Origin of the sequence: Catenibacterium sp. GCM10023432 (genome assembly GCF_042651925.1) — a bacterium.
Classification (GTDB): domain Bacteria; phylum Bacillota_I; class Bacilli_A; order Erysipelotrichales; family Coprobacillaceae; genus Catenibacterium; species Catenibacterium mitsuoka.
This window is the reverse complement of record NZ_JBHSEB010000001.1, coordinates 81,774-97,631: the sequence shown is the minus strand read 5'-3', so window position 1 is coordinate 97,631 and position 15,858 is coordinate 81,774. Positions and strand designations below refer to the sequence as shown.

19 protein-coding genes are annotated in these 15,858 nt (G+C 34.2%); all 19 read right to left on the bottom strand.

The features are described 5' to 3' along the window. Positions 1-24: 24 nt before the first annotated feature. The 19 genes from ACFOZZ_RS00500 to nusA all read right to left on the bottom strand — a co-directional run bounded on the left by ACFOZZ_RS00500 (position 25) and on the right by nusA (position 15,858). Entirely contained in the window at positions 25-507 is a 483-nt protein-coding gene (locus ACFOZZ_RS00500; protein ID WP_376814505.1) for a peptidylprolyl isomerase, read from the bottom strand. 617 nt (positions 508-1,124) lie between these two features. Next, positions 1,125-1,736 carry an MBL fold metallo-hydrolase gene (locus ACFOZZ_RS00495; RefSeq protein WP_376814489.1) on the bottom strand — a complete coding sequence of 204 codons (612 nt, stop codon included), beginning with the start codon at positions 1,734-1,736 and terminating at the stop codon, positions 1,125-1,127. 35 nt (positions 1,737-1,771) lie between these two features. Next, positions 1,772-1,921 (bottom strand): 50S ribosomal protein L33, encoded by a 150-nt coding sequence (gene rpmG, locus ACFOZZ_RS00490; protein WP_006506678.1) that lies wholly within the window; start codon positions 1,919-1,921, stop codon positions 1,772-1,774. Between the two features lie 68 nt (positions 1,922-1,989). Further along, positions 1,990-4,062 (bottom strand): peptidoglycan D,D-transpeptidase FtsI family protein, encoded by a 2,073-nt coding sequence (locus tag ACFOZZ_RS00485; RefSeq protein WP_055289431.1) that lies wholly within the window; start codon positions 4,060-4,062, stop codon positions 1,990-1,992. Between the two features lie 110 nt (positions 4,063-4,172). After that, complete coding sequence (gene lepA, locus ACFOZZ_RS00480) at positions 4,173-5,978, bottom strand: translation elongation factor 4 (RefSeq protein ID WP_055289429.1); 1,806 nt, start codon at positions 5,976-5,978, stop codon at positions 4,173-4,175. 12 nt (positions 5,979-5,990) lie between these two features. After that, the gene (locus ACFOZZ_RS00475; RefSeq protein ID WP_055233913.1) at positions 5,991-6,344 is read right to left on the bottom strand and encodes a single-stranded DNA-binding protein; all 354 of its coding nucleotides are present in this window, start codon (positions 6,342-6,344) and stop codon (positions 5,991-5,993) included. Between the two features lie 62 nt (positions 6,345-6,406). Further along, positions 6,407-6,730 carry a holo-ACP synthase gene (gene acpS, locus ACFOZZ_RS00470; protein ID WP_006506682.1) on the bottom strand — a complete coding sequence of 108 codons (324 nt, stop codon included), beginning with the start codon at positions 6,728-6,730 and terminating at the stop codon, positions 6,407-6,409. Further along, positions 6,730-7,377, bottom strand: a complete 648-nt coding sequence (locus tag ACFOZZ_RS00465; RefSeq protein ID WP_006506683.1) for a hypothetical protein — start codon at positions 7,375-7,377, stop codon at positions 6,730-6,732. Before ACFOZZ_RS00465 ends, acpS begins: the two co-directional genes overlap by 1 nt. Before the next feature lie 22 nt (positions 7,378-7,399). Continuing rightward, on the bottom strand, positions 7,400-7,717 hold the full coding sequence (locus ACFOZZ_RS00460; protein WP_270398133.1) for a thioredoxin family protein: 318 nt from the start codon (positions 7,715-7,717) through the stop codon (positions 7,400-7,402). Beyond that, entirely contained in the window at positions 7,710-8,363 is a 654-nt protein-coding gene (gene trmB / locus ACFOZZ_RS00455) for a tRNA (guanosine(46)-N7)-methyltransferase TrmB (RefSeq protein ID WP_055233915.1), read from the bottom strand. The genes ACFOZZ_RS00460 and trmB overlap by 8 nt, the downstream gene beginning before the upstream one ends. Positions 8,364-8,399: 36 nt before the next feature. After that, a complete protein-coding gene (locus ACFOZZ_RS00450) occupies positions 8,400-9,095 on the bottom strand; it encodes a pseudouridine synthase (RefSeq protein WP_376814488.1) in 696 nt (231 codons plus the stop codon). Further along, positions 9,085-9,576, bottom strand: coding sequence for a hypothetical protein (locus ACFOZZ_RS00445; RefSeq protein WP_376814487.1), 492 nt, complete (start codon positions 9,574-9,576; stop codon positions 9,085-9,087). Before ACFOZZ_RS00445 ends, ACFOZZ_RS00450 begins: the two co-directional genes overlap by 11 nt. 90 nt (positions 9,577-9,666) lie before the next feature. Further along, positions 9,667-10,545, bottom strand: coding sequence for an aldose 1-epimerase family protein (locus ACFOZZ_RS00440; protein ID WP_055289423.1), 879 nt, complete (start codon positions 10,543-10,545; stop codon positions 9,667-9,669). 2 nt (positions 10,546-10,547) lie between these two features. Beyond that, the gene (gene nagA, locus ACFOZZ_RS00435; protein WP_055289422.1) at positions 10,548-11,687 is read right to left on the bottom strand and encodes an N-acetylglucosamine-6-phosphate deacetylase; all 1,140 of its coding nucleotides are present in this window, start codon (positions 11,685-11,687) and stop codon (positions 10,548-10,550) included. Between the two features lie 123 nt (positions 11,688-11,810). Beyond that, complete coding sequence (gene rbfA / locus ACFOZZ_RS00430) at positions 11,811-12,140, bottom strand: 30S ribosome-binding factor RbfA (protein WP_376814486.1); 330 nt, start codon at positions 12,138-12,140, stop codon at positions 11,811-11,813. A 3-nt stretch (positions 12,141-12,143) separates the two neighbouring features. Continuing rightward, positions 12,144-13,988, bottom strand: a complete 1,845-nt coding sequence (gene infB / locus ACFOZZ_RS00425) for a translation initiation factor IF-2 (protein WP_055289678.1) — start codon at positions 13,986-13,988, stop codon at positions 12,144-12,146. A 3-nt stretch (positions 13,989-13,991) separates the two neighbouring features. Continuing rightward, complete coding sequence (locus ACFOZZ_RS00420) at positions 13,992-14,294, bottom strand: L7Ae/L30e/S12e/Gadd45 family ribosomal protein (RefSeq protein ID WP_055233921.1); 303 nt, start codon at positions 14,292-14,294, stop codon at positions 13,992-13,994. After that, the gene (rnpM, locus tag ACFOZZ_RS00415) at positions 14,284-14,538 is read right to left on the bottom strand and encodes an RNase P modulator RnpM (protein WP_006506693.1); all 255 of its coding nucleotides are present in this window, start codon (positions 14,536-14,538) and stop codon (positions 14,284-14,286) included. Before rnpM ends, ACFOZZ_RS00420 begins: the two co-directional genes overlap by 11 nt. A gap of 12 nt (positions 14,539-14,550) precedes the next feature. Next, positions 14,551-15,858: a transcription termination factor NusA gene (gene nusA / locus ACFOZZ_RS00410; RefSeq protein WP_278861195.1), complete on the bottom strand. Its 1,308-nt coding sequence runs from the start codon at positions 15,856-15,858 to the stop codon at positions 14,551-14,553.

Genomic DNA, 15,858 nt, shown 5'->3' with positions numbered 1-15,858 from the left:
AACTTAAAAAAGATTCAGTAAAATTTACTGAACCTTTGTACATATAATACTTTCAATAACTGGCTGATTCTTTTTTAGTACTGTTCCATTGCTGTCTTCTGTCTTTGCATCATTACAGATCTTATCAACAATATCCATTCCTGAATAAGCACTTCCAAATGCTGCATACTCACCATCTAATGAAGGTGCATCTTCATGCATAATGAAGAATTGACTGCTGGCACTATCATTGGACTGACTTCTTGCCATTGAAATAACGCCTCTTGTATGCTTCAAAGGATTATCTACACCATTACTAGAAAATTCACCCTTAATAGTATCTTTAGAACCTCCTGTTCCATCTCCATTAGGATCTCCACCCTGGATCATAAATCCTTTAATAATACGATGGAATGTTAAGCCATTATAGAAACCATCATTTGCAAGTCCGACAAAATTGCTTACGGTAATAGGTGCTGTATTCGCATCAAGCTTTAATTTAATTGAACCATAATTTTTAATCTTGATATCACAATCATAATAACCTGTTAATAAATCTTTTAACCCAGATACCTTGACCTTCTTAGTAGGATTCTTAATAGTAAGCCTTAAATCTTCAGCCTGTGATTTAGAATATTTAGCCTTAATAGTAATTTCATCACCATTAGAGAGTGCACCATTTTCACCGTTTTCTAACGTATATTCTACATTACTTACAAAATCTCTAATGTCAGAATTGGTTTTATCATACTTTGTATTATTATCGACATAAACCTCTCCCTTACCATTATAGCCTTTGATTGTTACTTTGATATTACTTGTCAAGTCAATCGTTCCTCCAGGCTTAGAAGAACATCCTATAAGTGTAGAACTTATAACCATAGCAAGTATTAAACGTATTATCTTTTTCATTTCATAAACCTCCATTTCTCATTATAATTGAAAGCGCATTATTTTCATACACAAAAAAATAAAAAAAGTCCTCTTTTCAGGGGTTAGAGGACAAATTGAAATGGATAATGAGAATGTATAACTCCTATACATAAAGGAAAAACCAAATATAAGTATTAAAATCCACTTCTTTACCATTATATACCTAAAATTATATATCTTTAGATTTTTGCACTAAACAGCAACTTTTTTACTCAAAAGGATAAATACGGGTTATTTCTCTTTTCTACAGAGATTTTGGATTGTGGACCATGTCCTGGATAGACATCGGCATCAAATTTAAATTGTTTTATTTTACTTAAAGACTTCATCATAGCCGACTGACTTCCTGTAGGGAAATCAATTCTTCCACAGCCGCCTCTAAATAATGTGTCACCAGTAAATAATGCATTTTCCTGTTCATAATAATAAAGACAGCTTCCTTTTGCATGACCTGGTGTCTCATAAACTTTGAAGTTCATGCCTTCAAGCATAATTGTATCATTAATGATTTGTACATCTTCTACAATATACTTTTCCCCACTAATCATAACTGAGAGATTTTCATCCCAGTTAAGCATCATATCTTTAGAATCCTTCGTAGCATATACATCTGTATGATAATATGCTTTTAGTTCATTCACAGCACCAATATGATCAAAATGACCATGTGTCACAAGAATGCCTTTTACTTCCAAATGATCAGTCTCTATTTCCTGTATAATATGATTTGCTTCATCTCCTGGATCAATAATAACACAGGTATGACCACAACTCACTATATAACAATTCTCCTGTAAAGGACCTACTACTAATCTTTTAATCATATAAATCCTCCTATAAAAAAAATAAGCCTTAAGGCTTATTTCTTTTCCTTATGAACAGTTTTCTTGTTACATCTTGGACAATATTTTTTAAATTCAACCCTTTCAGGATGACTCTTTTTATTCTTTGTGTTGATATAGTTTTCTTCACCACATTCTGTACACTTTAAGATAATATTATCTCTCATGAATTACACCTCCAAATAAGTTTGCTTCAATATATTATCATATAAATTTATAAATTACTAGTAATTTTTTAATTATTATAGCCATATTTTTCAAAATAGAGACTAAACGCTTTTTTTGCGATAGTAGGCGCATCATTAGAACCCTTTAATCTCTCTTCTAGAACAGCTACAACAACCTGTGGATTTTTACTTGGACCATAAGCAATAAACAAATGGTTAGGATGGTCGATATTACCTGTATGTGTATAGTCTTCGGCAGTACCTGATTTACCTGAAATATCATATGGGAAACCAGAAAATGAACCTGCAGCAGTACCATAAGTAACTACGGCTTTCATACCAGCCTGAATCTGATTGAACGCATCTTCATTACCTTCAGATACATCATCCATAACCTTCTTCTTATGCGTATTAAGAGTTACAATTTCACCGGACGTATCTGTCTTAAACGAACTCTTATAAAGATGAGGCTGTACTTTAACACCTTTATTAGCCAATGTAGAAGCATATACAGCAAGTTGTAATGGTGTATACGTATCATACTGACCAATTGAGAAGTCAAGAAGCTTACCCGCTGTATCTTCTTCCTCACGAGGCCCAGTTGCTGCCTCATAAGGTAAATCAATACCAGTCTTGACACCTAATCCTAATTCACCCGCTGCATTTCTCAATTTAGTAAATGCACTCTTATTGATATGAATTGGTCGATCATACTGATAATGACCACCAGCAAGTTTAATAATAATCTTCATCATATAAATGTTTGAAGAATAAGCCAATGCCTGTACTTCATTAATATTACCGAAACCACTCTTGTTCCAAGAATGCTTTGCTTTTGTACCAGCAATCTTCAAACCTTCAGAAGTATCAGTTTCATAATGGTTCGCTTTAATAATGTTATTCTTGAAGCAGGCGTAAATAACAGCCCCCTTCATAGTAGAACCAATACGATATGCACCCGTATAAGCTAGATAAGTCGCATCTTTCATTTCATAAGGTGTCTTCTCTTTATTAAATTCCTTACCAACTAAGGCAACCACATCACCTGTCTTAGGCTCCATCACAACACAATAAATATGCTGCTGATACCTTTCAGATGTATGACTATAAAGACATTGCTCAACCATCTGAGTCAATTGTGTCTGAATATCCCAGTCAATGGTCAACTGAATGTTTTCACCACTGCTACCCTGTTTCTTTGTTTTGACAATAGGCGTTCCATCACTCATATAGTTCAAAGTCATAACTGACTTATTCCCACTAAGAATGTCTTCATATTGTCTTTCTAATCCAGACGTACCAACACGTGAGTCATTACTATAATCTAACGCAAGAAGTTCATCTTTTAAAGTTGCAGGAAGCCCCTGTTTCTTTGTAGTAACTTTACCAAGTGTACTCTTTAGCATAGACTCATCTGTATAAGCACGCTTCCAGTCACTTGTTACCTGAATACCTCTTAATAAATCATTATTTTCACCAATGATACTTGCTTCCTGATAACTGATATTCTCAAGAAGTACTGCAGAACCACTCTTACAATTCTTGATTGTATAATAGAGCTTATAATAGCGGATATCATCATCAGTTAAATGTTTTTCTAATATTTTCTTTGTAATTCTTTTTAACTGTAAATTATAATACTCCGTATCTCCATCATCATTTGCAGCAAGAGCCTTCTTTTCAGATTCTGTAACGAGAGATTTTGCAAATTTCTTATCCTTCATAAGAAGGTAATCTTTTTTCTCTCTTTCAGTTACACTTGAAATATCAACATTACAATTCTTAGTGATAAAATTAACCATAGATTTAATTTCATCATCCTTAATTCCTCTAACCGCATAATAAGTTGCACAAACAACATTTTCGTTATAAACAAGCTTATTATAATTTCTATCAACTATTTCACCACGTAATGCATCTACTTCAAATGTATTTGTGCTGTATTGTTCTAGCTTAGCTGAATAGAAATCAGACTTATTAATCTGCATATAGAACAATCTCAATGCAAATATTGTTGCTATCACAATAACAACGCCAATAATAATATAAAAACGACGTGCAACTACATTATCTAGCTGGTTACGCTGCTGTTCCTGGGCTTCTTTTCGCCCTATAAACTTTATCGGTCTATTACTAAACAATCAAATCCCACCTTTTTTCTCTCATATTATATATGTATATTCCTATCATTTCAATTAATTAGAGAAAATGAAATGTGTGAAAAAATAAAGAAAGGCAGAAATCATTCTGCCTATTCATCATCCACAGATAAAATAGCCATGAATGCCTCCTGTGGTATTTCAACACTTCCCACAGCCTTCATACGCTTTTTACCTTCTTTCTGTTTTTCAAGAAGCTTCTTCTTACGTGAAATATCCCCACCATAACACTTTGCAAGGACATTCTTTCTAATTGCCTTAATATTAGTACGTGCGATAATACGTCCCTGAATAGCGGCCTGAACAGGAATTTCAAACTGTTGTCTTGGAATGATAGTCTTTAACTTCTCACAGATGATTCTTCCACGATCATATGCAAAATCCTTATGAACAATAGAAGATAACGCATCAACTACTTCTCCATTTAAGAGAATATCCATCTTAGTCAAGTTACTTGTACGATAACCATGTAATTCATAGTCAAATGATGCATAACCACGTGTACATGATTTTAGTTTATCAAAGAAATCGTAAACAATTTCTGATAGAGGAATATAGTAGATAACATTTCTTCTTGTATCATCAAGATATTCAATATCTACATATTCTCCACGCTTATTCTGACATAATTCCATAATAGGCCCAATAAATTCATCAGGTGTCATAATTGCAGCACGTACATAAGGTTCTTCTATACGTGTAATTGTTGTTGGATCTGGCAGTAAAGCTGGGTTATCTATTTCAATCATAGAACCATCACTTAAATAAACGTTATAGATTACAGATGGTGCTGTTGCAATCAGATCAAGGCCAAATTCTCTTTCTAATCTTTCTTCTATAACATCCATATGTAATAAGCCAAGGAAGCCACAACGGAAACCAAATCCTAAAGCCTGAGATGTTTCAGGTTCATAAACAAGTGAAGAGTCACTTAATGCAATCTTTTCAAGTGCTTCACGCAAATCTTTATATTTCGCATTGTCAATTGGATAAAGACCACAATAAACCATTGGATTCATACGACGATAACCTGGTAATGGCTCGGTCGCTTTATTTTCAAGAGTTGTAACTGTATCACCAACATGAACATCAGAAATAGACTTAATACTTGCAGCAATCCATCCTACTTCACCTGTTACTAACTCATCTTTCTTCACTTCACGAGGTGTATGAACACCACATTCCACAACTTCATAATCTGCGTTGCTCGCCATAAAATGAATATGATCACCTACTCTGATCTTACCTTCCTTGACACAAACAAGAATAATAACGCCTCTATAAGCATCATAGAAAGAATCAAAGATTAAAGCCTGAGTCGGTGCATTAATATCACCACTAGGTGCAGGTACTTTATTAACAATCTCCTCTAATACCGCTTCAACATTTAAACCTGTCTTAGCTGAAATTCGAGGTGCATCATCTGCTGGAAGACCAATTAATTCTTCCACTTCTGCAGCAACTCTATCTGGATCAGCGCTAGGTAGATCTATTTTATTAATAACAGGAAGAATTTCCAAATTGTTATCTAATGCAAGATAAACATTTGCAAGAGTCTGCGCTTCAACACCCTGAGCGGCATCTACTACTAAAATAGCGCCTTCACAAGCCGCAAGAGAACGTGAGACTTCATAAGAAAAGTCAACATGGCCCGGTGTATCTATAAGATGTAAAAGATAAGTTTTTCCATCTTTTGCTTTATATGTTAAAGAGACAGCATTTAACTTAATTGTAATACCACGCTCTCTTTCAAGTTCCATATCGTCAAGCAGCTGATCTTTCATATCTCGATCTGCTACAGTACCAGTTAATTGTAAAATTCTATCAGCAAGAGTACTCTTACCATGGTCAATATGTGCAATAATTGAAAAGTTTCTAATAAGTGACTGATCAACCATAAATAAACCTCCTTATTTCTCAATAGTCAGCGGTTTTTGAAGTTCTTTGAGCTTCTCATCAAGAAGTTCGAAAGACTCTGCACGTACAGTCATGACACGATACCCTTTATATTGGGGCTTATCTTCAAGATTACTCAGTCTTCCTCTTATTGCAATGACACTGCCAGCATGACAAGTATCATTAATCATTTCCGCTAAACCTTTCCATAAGATTATAGGAATCAGATCATAATCCCTACATCCTTTTATCTCATCAAAAGGACGATACACCTGAAGATGGATTAAAGCATCCTTTCGATAATTATTGATAATTTCATAATCAGGCATCTGAGCAATTCTGCCCACTAGAAATACATGATTATACATATAAAAATCACCTCCTCCAAAAGACTTGTTTTAAGAAGAAGGTGAATACGGGTTAAATAGAATTATTTCTTATATACAAAAGCGATAGCAATGCCACCATCGTGTGCAATAGAAATGTCTGCATCCTCATCATTCAGATAAGGGCTTCCGTCTTCATGATTCAAAATGACAATATCGTGAAATGAAATACCACCGATGCCTAGATGATTGGCTTTTAAATAAGCTTCCTTTGCCGCAAAGCGACCACCGAGATATTCTCTCTTACGTTTTTCAGTTGGAAATGATTGAAATATTTCATATTCTGCATCTGCTAAAATATGACGTACAAAACGTTCATTGTCAACATCTAAACGAGAAAGTTCAACAATATCAACACCAATTCCCATTAATCTTCAAACTTCTTTTCATAAAGATTCATGAGTTCATCATAGCTCATATCATCATTGATTTCATCAATCAAAGAGTCTTCATTCTCCATGTCATGTTTGAACTTACCTGTTCTCTCTTCAACAATTTTGAGGTTTTCTTGTGATTCAAGTGTCAAAGTAGATAAATTCTTCAAGCGGTTTTCCACAGAATCAATGACTTCACCGCTTTCTTTCTTGACTGTCTTTTCTACTTTCTTTGCCTTTTTCACTACAGGTTTTTCTTCTTCAATTCCCTGAGCACCATAAAAAGGACTTAGTACAGGTACCACATCATCCTCACGTCTTTTTATTTTTTTCTTAATTAATGGCTTTTTTTGTGGTGCAGGATTGTTAGATTCCTGCACTCCGTTCATTGGAGAGATGATCTGACTCATGACATATTCTTGCTTTTTTGGCTTCTTAGGTTCTGCTGTTTTCTTAACAACAGGTGCCTTTTCTTCTACTTTCTTTTCTTCGACTTTCTTTTCTTCGCTATAGATCATAGGCTCACTGAATTTTTCTTTACGACGCTGTTCAATCACAGGATCCACATGAGGTGGTTCCTCTTTCTTTACAGTATCATCAAGATCCATATCCTTGCCCATAAACCAATCTGTAATTTTCATATTCAACCCACACTTTCTTTTTTTAAATTGAATCAATAAAAGACTGAACTTCCTCCTCTGTCTTTCTTAATTTCGATACAAATCGACCTAATTCCTCACCCTTGTCATATGCAACAAAAGAAGGAATACCTAAGATTTTTAATTCAATACATAAATCAAGCATATCATCTCGATTTATATAATAGAATCGATATGTTGAATTATTTTCAACAATATGTTCTATATAAGTTTTCATATAAAGACAATCTGGACACCAATCTGTAGAAAATACGATAATACTTCTATTTTGGATAGCTTCTTCAAATTCCTTTAAAGAATGCAGTTTGATGAGTTTATCCATTCTTTTCTCCAAAATCAATATCAATTCTATAGATTGGTCCAAATGGTGAGAATTTCTTTTCATACTCAGTCATCACGTTGTCCTCATATCCTTCACTATGATGAAGATCTAAACATACATCATGAAAACAAACACCATAATTATTCATAGAAACAAGTGAATATTCAAAGAATGGACGATTGTCTGTCTTAAAGATTAAATGTCCTTTTTCCTTAAGAATATTCTTATAGACATCAAGGAATGAAGCATAAGTTAATCTTCTCTTTAAATGTCTCTTTTTAGGCCAAGGATCACTGAAATTTAAATAAACTGTATCAATTTCATTTTCCGCAAACACTTCACCAAGTACTGCAGCATCTTCCTTCATAAAACGGAGATTTGGCAAAGCCTCCATTTCAAGATATTTCTTAACTGCGATAGTTAAAACTGTAGAATATTTTTCAATACCAATATAGTTGATATCTGGATTTCTTCTCGCATTTTCGATAATGAAATCACCTTTTCCCATTCCAATTTCAATTGCAATAGGATTGTTATTTCCAAACACCTCGTGCCACTTACCTAAGTGATCACGTGGATTAATAAAAACTAAATCTGCCTGCTCTTCTAAAAAAGGCATGGCATCAGGATTATTTCTTAATCTCATAAAACCTCCATATCAATGTTATTATATCATAAAACGTTATAGTATGCTATTAATTTCCTCATCTGTAAGTGGTCTGTAATGACCTAATTTTAAGTTCTCATCTAATTTCAATTCACCCATGCTAATACGTTTCAAATAGACAACTTCTTTACCGCATGCCTGAAACATTCTTTTAACCTGATGGAACTTACCTTCATAAATAGTAACTTCACACTCACTTATTTCATCACTATTGATGATATTTAAATAGGATGGCATACATGTAAAATCTTCTAAAGGAATACCTTTAGTAAATGCATTAACATCTCCTATTCCAAGTCTGCCTTTGACCTTGACATAATAAGTCTTAGGGACATGTGTTCTAGGAGAAAGAAGACGATGTGCCAATTGTCCATCATTAGTAATTAATAACAGACCTTCAGTGTCTACGTCTAATCTTCCTACTGGAAACAATCCTGGATGATATTCTTTAATCAAATCAATAACTGTAGGGTAAACATTATCTTCTGTCGCACTTACATAGCCCTCAGGCTTATTTAGCATATAATAAACATACTTAGAATAATTGATTTTTTCATCACCTACATAGATTTCATCCTTTTCAGGATCTACATGTGCACCTGATGATCTTATTTTTTTACCATTTAAAGTAACCAGGCCATCTTTTAAAAGCTGCTTAACATCTTTTCTTGATCCATATCCACAATGAGCTAGTAATTTATCAATTCTCATTTTTCACCTCAAAACAATAACTATATGACTCACCAGACTGAGATTTTTTTGTATCAAATTCGATTAAAACTTTTAGAGTTTCTTTTTTCTTCACTCTGCCTGATAAAGTAATACCTTTATAAATATTCTTCTTTTTATCAACAATTCCAGGAATCATAGAATATGTTTCCTTATCAAAATAGCCAATAGTCGGCTGATAATCATCTAAACATGATGGACTATATGAAATAGCTTTAATATTATACATATTTTGTTTTGGCTCATCTATAAGCATTTCATAGCGATAGCCTTCATTAATTTCTGTATAATACAATTTTATATTCATTTTATCAGAATAATTATCGATTTTCTTAGTTTTTTTGGTATATATCAAATCTTCTTTGTATTTTTTTAATACATCATCTGAAATATCAGAATCTTTTGTCTTTGTTCCACACGCTGTCATCAACAAACATAGTATAACCAATAACAACTTTTTCATTGCAATACCTCCTATCGTTAAAAAATTATAACATTCTCATCTATATTCCGTAAACAATAAATAAAAAAAAGAAGGCAAATTTTTGCCTTCTTACTGAAATATCTCAACTGCAAATTCGCAAGTGAATGTTTCATCCTTCTTTAATTCTACAGCACTTTCTTTATCCTTGAATTCTCCATCAAAATCAACATAATCTGTATGTCCAACCCATGGTTCAATTGCAAGTAAGCCGCCTACATGAGAACTTGTCCATAATCCTAAATGGTCAAATCCCTTCATATAGAAATTCAAACTCTTATTATTTGTAAGAGATTTTAGAGATACATAATGAGATTTAAAATGAGGGACAACAACAGCATCATTATTAAACATTGCTTGACGTACAAAGAAATGACGTTCATGATCAAATAATGGTCTTGTTTCATGAGACATACCTTTTCTTGCTACATCAATTACTTTCTGTTCCACTGTTTCTGGCTGTTCAAATTCAATGTAATAATCATTTGCATCCTCTCCTTCAATAAACGGACATGCAAAGGCTGGATGTCCACCAATCTGGAAATAGATAACTTCTTCATTATGGTTCTCTACTCTAAATTCTGCTTTAAGCTTATTATCTACTAAAGTATAAGTCACATATAAATCAAACTCATAAGGATACATCTTCTTAATTTCATCACTAGAAGATAAATGGAAAACAACATGTGTTTCATCATGTTCATAAACTTCATATTCTGTGTTTCTAGAGAAGCCATGCTGATTCATATGATATTCTTTACCATCAATACGACAAGTTCCATTCTTTAATGCCCCAACAATTGGAAATAGAACAGGTGCACTATGTCCCCATAAACAAGGATCCTGCTTCCACATATAGTTGATGCCATCCTGCATGCCAATAATTTTTGAAATTTCAGCTCCTTTAGGGTCAAACTGGGCTTCTAAATATTCATTTTTAATTGTAATCATAACTATCCTCCGATTTTAGTTTCACCATTTAAGATAACTCTATGAATATTGATATCATCATCAATAAAGATCATATCAGCAACACATCCTTCTTTAATACGTCCATAATCATTAAGTCCTAAATGATCCGCTGCATTCTTTGTTGCATATCCAACAGCTTCATATAATGGTAAATCAAGATGTTTATATGCATTTCTTACACACTGATTTAAATTTGCTGTAGAACCAGCAAGATTTCCTGACTTTAAGCGCGCTTGACCATCTTTTACATATACTTTCTGATTACCTAATTCATAAGTTCCATCAGGAAGCATTGCAGCTTCTAATGAGTCAGTAATAAGAATCAATTTATCTGCACCCTTCATTTTTGAAAGAATTTTAGCAGCCGGGAATGAAACATGAATACCATCAAGAATTAATTCAGCATATACTTCATCATGAAGCATAACAGCACCTACAACCCCTGGATCTCTATGTTTTAATGGAGTCATCGCATTATATGTATGTGTTCCTGAAGTGGCTCCAGCTTCAATACCTTTTACTGCTTCTTCATAAGTCGCATCAGTATGTCCCATAGAAACAACAACATTCTGCTCTCTTAAATATTTAATCAAATCAAGAGCGCCATCAATTTCAGGTGCTAAAGAAATCTTTTTAATAAAATCAGGATGATCACCTGCAAAAGATAAATAATTTTCTACTGTAGGGGCAATCATACACTCTTCTGGCTGCGCACCTTTATATTTCACACTAAAGAAAGGACCTTCTAGGTGCATACCTAAAATTTTAGCACCTTCTACCTTATCCTTATTATCATATCCTGCCGCAATAGCCTTTTTGATATCCTCTGCTGGCATGGTCATAGTTGTAGGCAGGAAGCTGGTAACACCTGTCTTAAGTTCTGAAACAGAAATATTGTTTAAATCCTTGAAAGTAGCATACATTGTATCACTGCCATTACGTCCATGAGTATGAACATCAATCATACCCGGTGCTACGTATAAACCTTCTGCATCAATCACATTTTCATCAGTAGGTATACGATCACTTACCTCTGTAATCTTTCCGTCTTCAAAAAATACATTTAATTCCTTTATAGAATTTTCTAAAATCACTTTACCATTTATAATTACGTTTTTCATATAGAAATCCTCCTTTACATATTATAGCACAGTTTTATCGTATATTGAAATTATACAGATTTTTATGAGTATATATTATTATATTTCAGTAAAAAAAAGAGAACCTCTTAAAGAGGCTCAATCTTAGTGTAAGTTCTTGATCAATTCTTCAATACGATTACCATATTCAAGAGATTCATCTACCTTGAAAATAAGTTCAGGACATTTTCTGATTTTTAATCTTCTTGCAAGCTGTGAACGAATAAAACCTTTACATCTATCTAATGCCTGTAGACCTTTACCCTGGTTCTTCATGAATGTCACATAAACCTTAGTCACTGACATATCATTAGAGCAGCTTACTGAAGTGACAGTACACATACGTAAAGCTGGATCTTTTACTTCATCACGAAGAATTAATGATAATTCCTTCATGATATAATGATTCATTTTATCAATCTTTAATGAAGCCATAAATTAACCTTCAACTTCCTGCATAACGTATCCTTCGACAATATCGCCTTCTTTGATATCGTTATAGTTTTCAATTGTAAGACCACATTCATAGCCCTGATTGACTTCCTTCGCATCATCCTTGAAACGCTTTAATGAAGCAAGTTTACCTTCATATACAATAATACCTTCACGAATCAATCTGATACCACAATCTCGCTTAATAGAACCATCTGTTACATAACATCCAGCAATATTACCAACCTTAGAAACCTTATAAATTTGTCTTATTTCTGCCTGGCCAGTAACAACTTCTTCCATCTCAGGAGCAAGCATACCTTTCATAGCTGCTTCAATTTCTTCAACCATCTTATAGATAACCTGATGTAAACGGATTTCTACACCTTCTTCATCTGCTTTACGACGAACATTAGCATCTGGTCTAACATTGAAACCATAAATAATAGCCTTTGATGCACTTGCTAGAAGAATATCTGATTCAGAAATAGCACCAACAGTAGAACGGATAACATTTACTCTAGCGCCTTCTACATTAATCTTTTCTAATGAACTCTTAACTGCCTCTGCAGTACCATTTACGTCAGCCTTAACAATAATATTTAAGTCAACAACTTCACCAGATTTCATCTGAGAGAACAAATCATCAAGACTCATAGCTGAAGTAGAATTTCTTTCTTCTTCAATCTTCTTCTGAGCACGTTCTTCACCAACATGTCTTGCTTCTCTTTCAGTTTCAAATACCATGAACTTGTCACCTGCTTCAGGCACATCATTTAAACCAGTAATTTCTACTGGAGTAGCAGGACCTGCCGCCTTGATTTCACGTCCACGATCATCAACTAACTGTCTAACACGACCATAAGTTGCACCAACTACAATTGGGTTACCACTTCTTAAAGTACCATTCTGAATTAATAAAGTCGCAACTGGACCTCTACCTTTATCTAGACGACCTTCAATAACACTACCATAAGCCATACGCTTTGGATTTGCTTTTAATTCAGCAAGTTCAGCTACAACTGTAACAGTTTCTAATAATTCATCAATACCAATACCCTGTTTAGCTGAAATGTTAACGTAAGGAACATCTCCACCCCATTCTTCAGGCATTAATCCAAGTTCAGAAACTTCTGTCATAATACGCTGAGGGTCTGCACCTGGTTTATCAATCTTGTTAATAGCAACAATAATAGGAACACCAGCTGCAAGAGCATGATCCACTGCTTCTCTAGTCTGAGGCATAACACCATCATCTGCAGCAACCACAATAATAACAATATCAGTAATCATTGCACCACGTGCACGCATAGCAGTAAACGCTTCATGACCTGGAGTATCAAGGAAAGTAATCTTCTTACCCTTAACTGACACCTGGTAAGCACCGATATGCTGTGTAATACCACCAAATTCACCTTCAGCAACTCTTGACTTTCTAATGTGGTCAAGTAATGTTGTTTTACCATGGTCAACGTGACCCATGATAGTAATAACTGGAGGTCTTGGCTCAAGATCCTTAGGATCATCAACAACTTCTAAATCTTCAAAATTAACTTCACTTACAGGAACAATCTTTTTACATTCAAGACCATATTCCATACAAATAAGTTCAACCTGTTCATCATCTAGTGATGAATTGATTGTTACCATTGTACCTAACATGAATAAAACCTTGATAACATTTGCTGGTGTCTGTCCGATTTTCTGAGAAAGTTCATCAACAGTGATGCCTTCTTCATATTCAACTACACCATCAACAATGGCCTTTTCTTCTTTCTTGCTAGGAAAGTTTGAGATCATCTTCTTTTTGTTATTCCCCTTGTTTTTTATGTTTTTCTTCTTTTTTGCCATAAATTACCCTCCTAACTTCGATTTCATACTTTTCGCAAAACCAGCATCAAGGACCACAATCGCCATTCTATTGACTTTACCAACAGAATTAGATAACTCTTCACTTGTGCCAGCAATATAATAATCTACTTGATAATATGTACACTTATCAATATATTTCTTCTTCGTATTGTCACTTGCATCACTCGCAATGAGGACAAGATGTGCTTTACCTGACTGAATAGACTTTAAAGCACTCTCGCCAGTTGCAAGTTTTCTTCCACGCATTGCAAGACCTAACAAAGAGGCAACCTGCTTATTGAGCATAAGTCTTTAGTTCCTCATAGATTTCTTCAGGGATTTCAGCCTCAAGCACTCTATTTAAAATCTTTTTCTTTTTTGCTAGTTCAATAGCATCTAAAGAACGCTTTAAATAAGCGCCACGTCCGTTTTTCTTACCTGTTGGATCTACAGAAACTTCTCCTTCTTTATTTCTAACAATACGAATAAGTTCTTTCTTAGGCAGCTGCTCACCAGTTGCCACACATTTTCTTAAAGGCACTTTCTTCATAAAAGTTCACCTCTAGTCTTTATAATATTCATCATACTGATCATAATCAATATCTTCATCATATTTAGGATCATGATCTGGTTCATCAAAATCATCGTCATAATCAAATGATTCATCATCACCTAAGTCTTCTTCTACCTTATCCTCTACTTCATCCTCTTCAAGAGTTAAAGTAATAGTTTCTTTTTCTTCATCTGCTTCATGTTCTTCCATAGATTTCTTCATCTTTTCAAGAAGTTCCATATCTACTTCAGGCGCATCTAAATCAATACCTTCTTCTAAGATTTCAGATACTGACTTGATATCAATCTTCCAGTTAGTCAACTTAACTGCAAGTCTTGCGTTCTGACCACGCTTACCGATTGCTAAAGATAATTGATCATCAGGTACAACAACTAAAGCAGAATTCTTCGCATGATTTAACTTTACTCTTTCAACCTTAGCTGGAGAAAGAGCATGTGAAATAAATGTAACTGGATCATCAGACCATTCAATAATATCAATCATTTCACCATTTAATTCTTCAACAACATTTCTGACACGATTTCCCTTAGGACCAACGCATGCACCAATAGGATCGATATCAGGATTTGCTGTATAAACCGCAATCTTAGAACGTTCACCTGCTTCTCTGGAAACTGATTTGATTTCTACAGTTCCTTCGAAAATTTCAGGTACTTCCATTTCAAATAAACGTTTAACTAATCCTTCATGAGTACGAGATACACTAATATGAGTACCCTTTGTAGTACGTTCTACTTCACTCACATAAACCTTGACATGTTCACCTTCAACTAAAGTTTCACCAGGAATCTGATCTTTAGATGAAAGGAGAGCACCTGTCTTACCAATGTTGATAATCGCAAATCTTTCTTCTACACGATCAACAGTACCATTGATGATTTCATCAAGCTTATTGATATATTCGTTGTATAACGCTTCTTTTTCAGCTTCTCTGATTTTCTGTCTTAACAACTGTTTTGTCTGAATAGCAGCTAAACGACCAAATTCAGAAATATCAGCTTCTTCAACAACTTCATCCCCAACCTGATACTTAGGATCAATTTCCTGTGCTTCTTCAATAGAATATTCATAATCTTCATCATTTACATCATCTACAACATGATGAGTGATAAAAATTCTAATCTGTCCATCACCATCAATTTTACAATCAACGATTGATTCTGTACCACAATAGTTTTTCTTATATGACTTAGCAAGTGCTTCAGTCAATGCTTCAATTACAATAGCGCTATCAAGCCCTTTATCTTCGATAAGATTTTCAAGAGCTGATTTGTAACCTTTTTCCTTTTTCGCCAC

What these genes read in the sequence shown, in the direction of transcription:
- ACFOZZ_RS00465 (WP_006506683.1), bottom strand. Translation starts at nt 7,377, where the DNA reads ATGAAAATTACAGATTGGTTTATGGGCAAGGATATGGATCTTGATGAT.
- ACFOZZ_RS00475 (WP_055233913.1), bottom strand. Translation starts at nt 6,344, where the DNA reads ATGTATAATCATGTATTTCTAGTGGGCAGAATTGCTCAGATGCCTGAT.
- lepA (WP_055289429.1), bottom strand. Translation starts at nt 5,978, where the DNA reads ATGGTTGATCAGTCACTTATTAGAAACTTTTCAATTATTGCACATATT.
- rbfA (WP_376814486.1), bottom strand. Translation starts at nt 12,140, where the DNA reads ATGGCTTCATTAAAGATTGATAAAATGAATCATTATATCATGAAGGAA.
- nagA (WP_055289422.1), bottom strand. Translation starts at nt 11,687, where the DNA reads ATGAAAAACGTAATTATAAATGGTAAAGTGATTTTAGAAAATTCTATA.
- trmB (WP_055233915.1), bottom strand. Translation starts at nt 8,363, where the DNA reads ATGAGATTAAGAAATAATCCTGATGCCATGCCTTTTTTAGAAGAGCAG.
- rnpM (WP_006506693.1), bottom strand. Translation starts at nt 14,538, where the DNA reads ATGAAGAAAGTGCCTTTAAGAAAATGTGTGGCAACTGGTGAGCAGCTG.
- rpmG (WP_006506678.1), bottom strand. Translation starts at nt 1,921, where the DNA reads ATGAGAGATAATATTATCTTAAAGTGTACAGAATGTGGTGAAGAAAAC.
- ACFOZZ_RS00445 (WP_376814487.1), bottom strand. Translation starts at nt 9,576, where the DNA reads ATGAAAAAGTTGTTATTGGTTATACTATGTTTGTTGATGACAGCGTGT.
- ACFOZZ_RS00495 (WP_376814489.1), bottom strand. Translation starts at nt 1,736, where the DNA reads ATGATTAAAAGATTAGTAGTAGGTCCTTTACAGGAGAATTGTTATATA.
- ACFOZZ_RS00450 (WP_376814488.1), bottom strand. Translation starts at nt 9,095, where the DNA reads ATGAGAATTGATAAATTACTAGCTCATTGTGGATATGGATCAAGAAAA.
- ACFOZZ_RS00440 (WP_055289423.1), bottom strand. Translation starts at nt 10,545, where the DNA reads ATGATTACAATTAAAAATGAATATTTAGAAGCCCAGTTTGACCCTAAA.
- acpS (WP_006506682.1), bottom strand. Translation starts at nt 6,730, where the DNA reads ATGGGAATTGGTGTTGATATTGTTGAACTTTCTCGTTTAGATGTTGAC.
- ACFOZZ_RS00460 (WP_270398133.1), bottom strand. Translation starts at nt 7,717, where the DNA reads ATGGATAAACTCATCAAACTGCATTCTTTAAAGGAATTTGAAGAAGCT.
- infB (WP_055289678.1), bottom strand. Translation starts at nt 13,988, where the DNA reads ATGGCAAAAAAGAAGAAAAACATAAAAAACAAGGGGAATAACAAAAAG.
- ACFOZZ_RS00420 (WP_055233921.1), bottom strand. Translation starts at nt 14,294, where the DNA reads ATGCTCAATAAGCAGGTTGCCTCTTTGTTAGGTCTTGCAATGCGTGGA.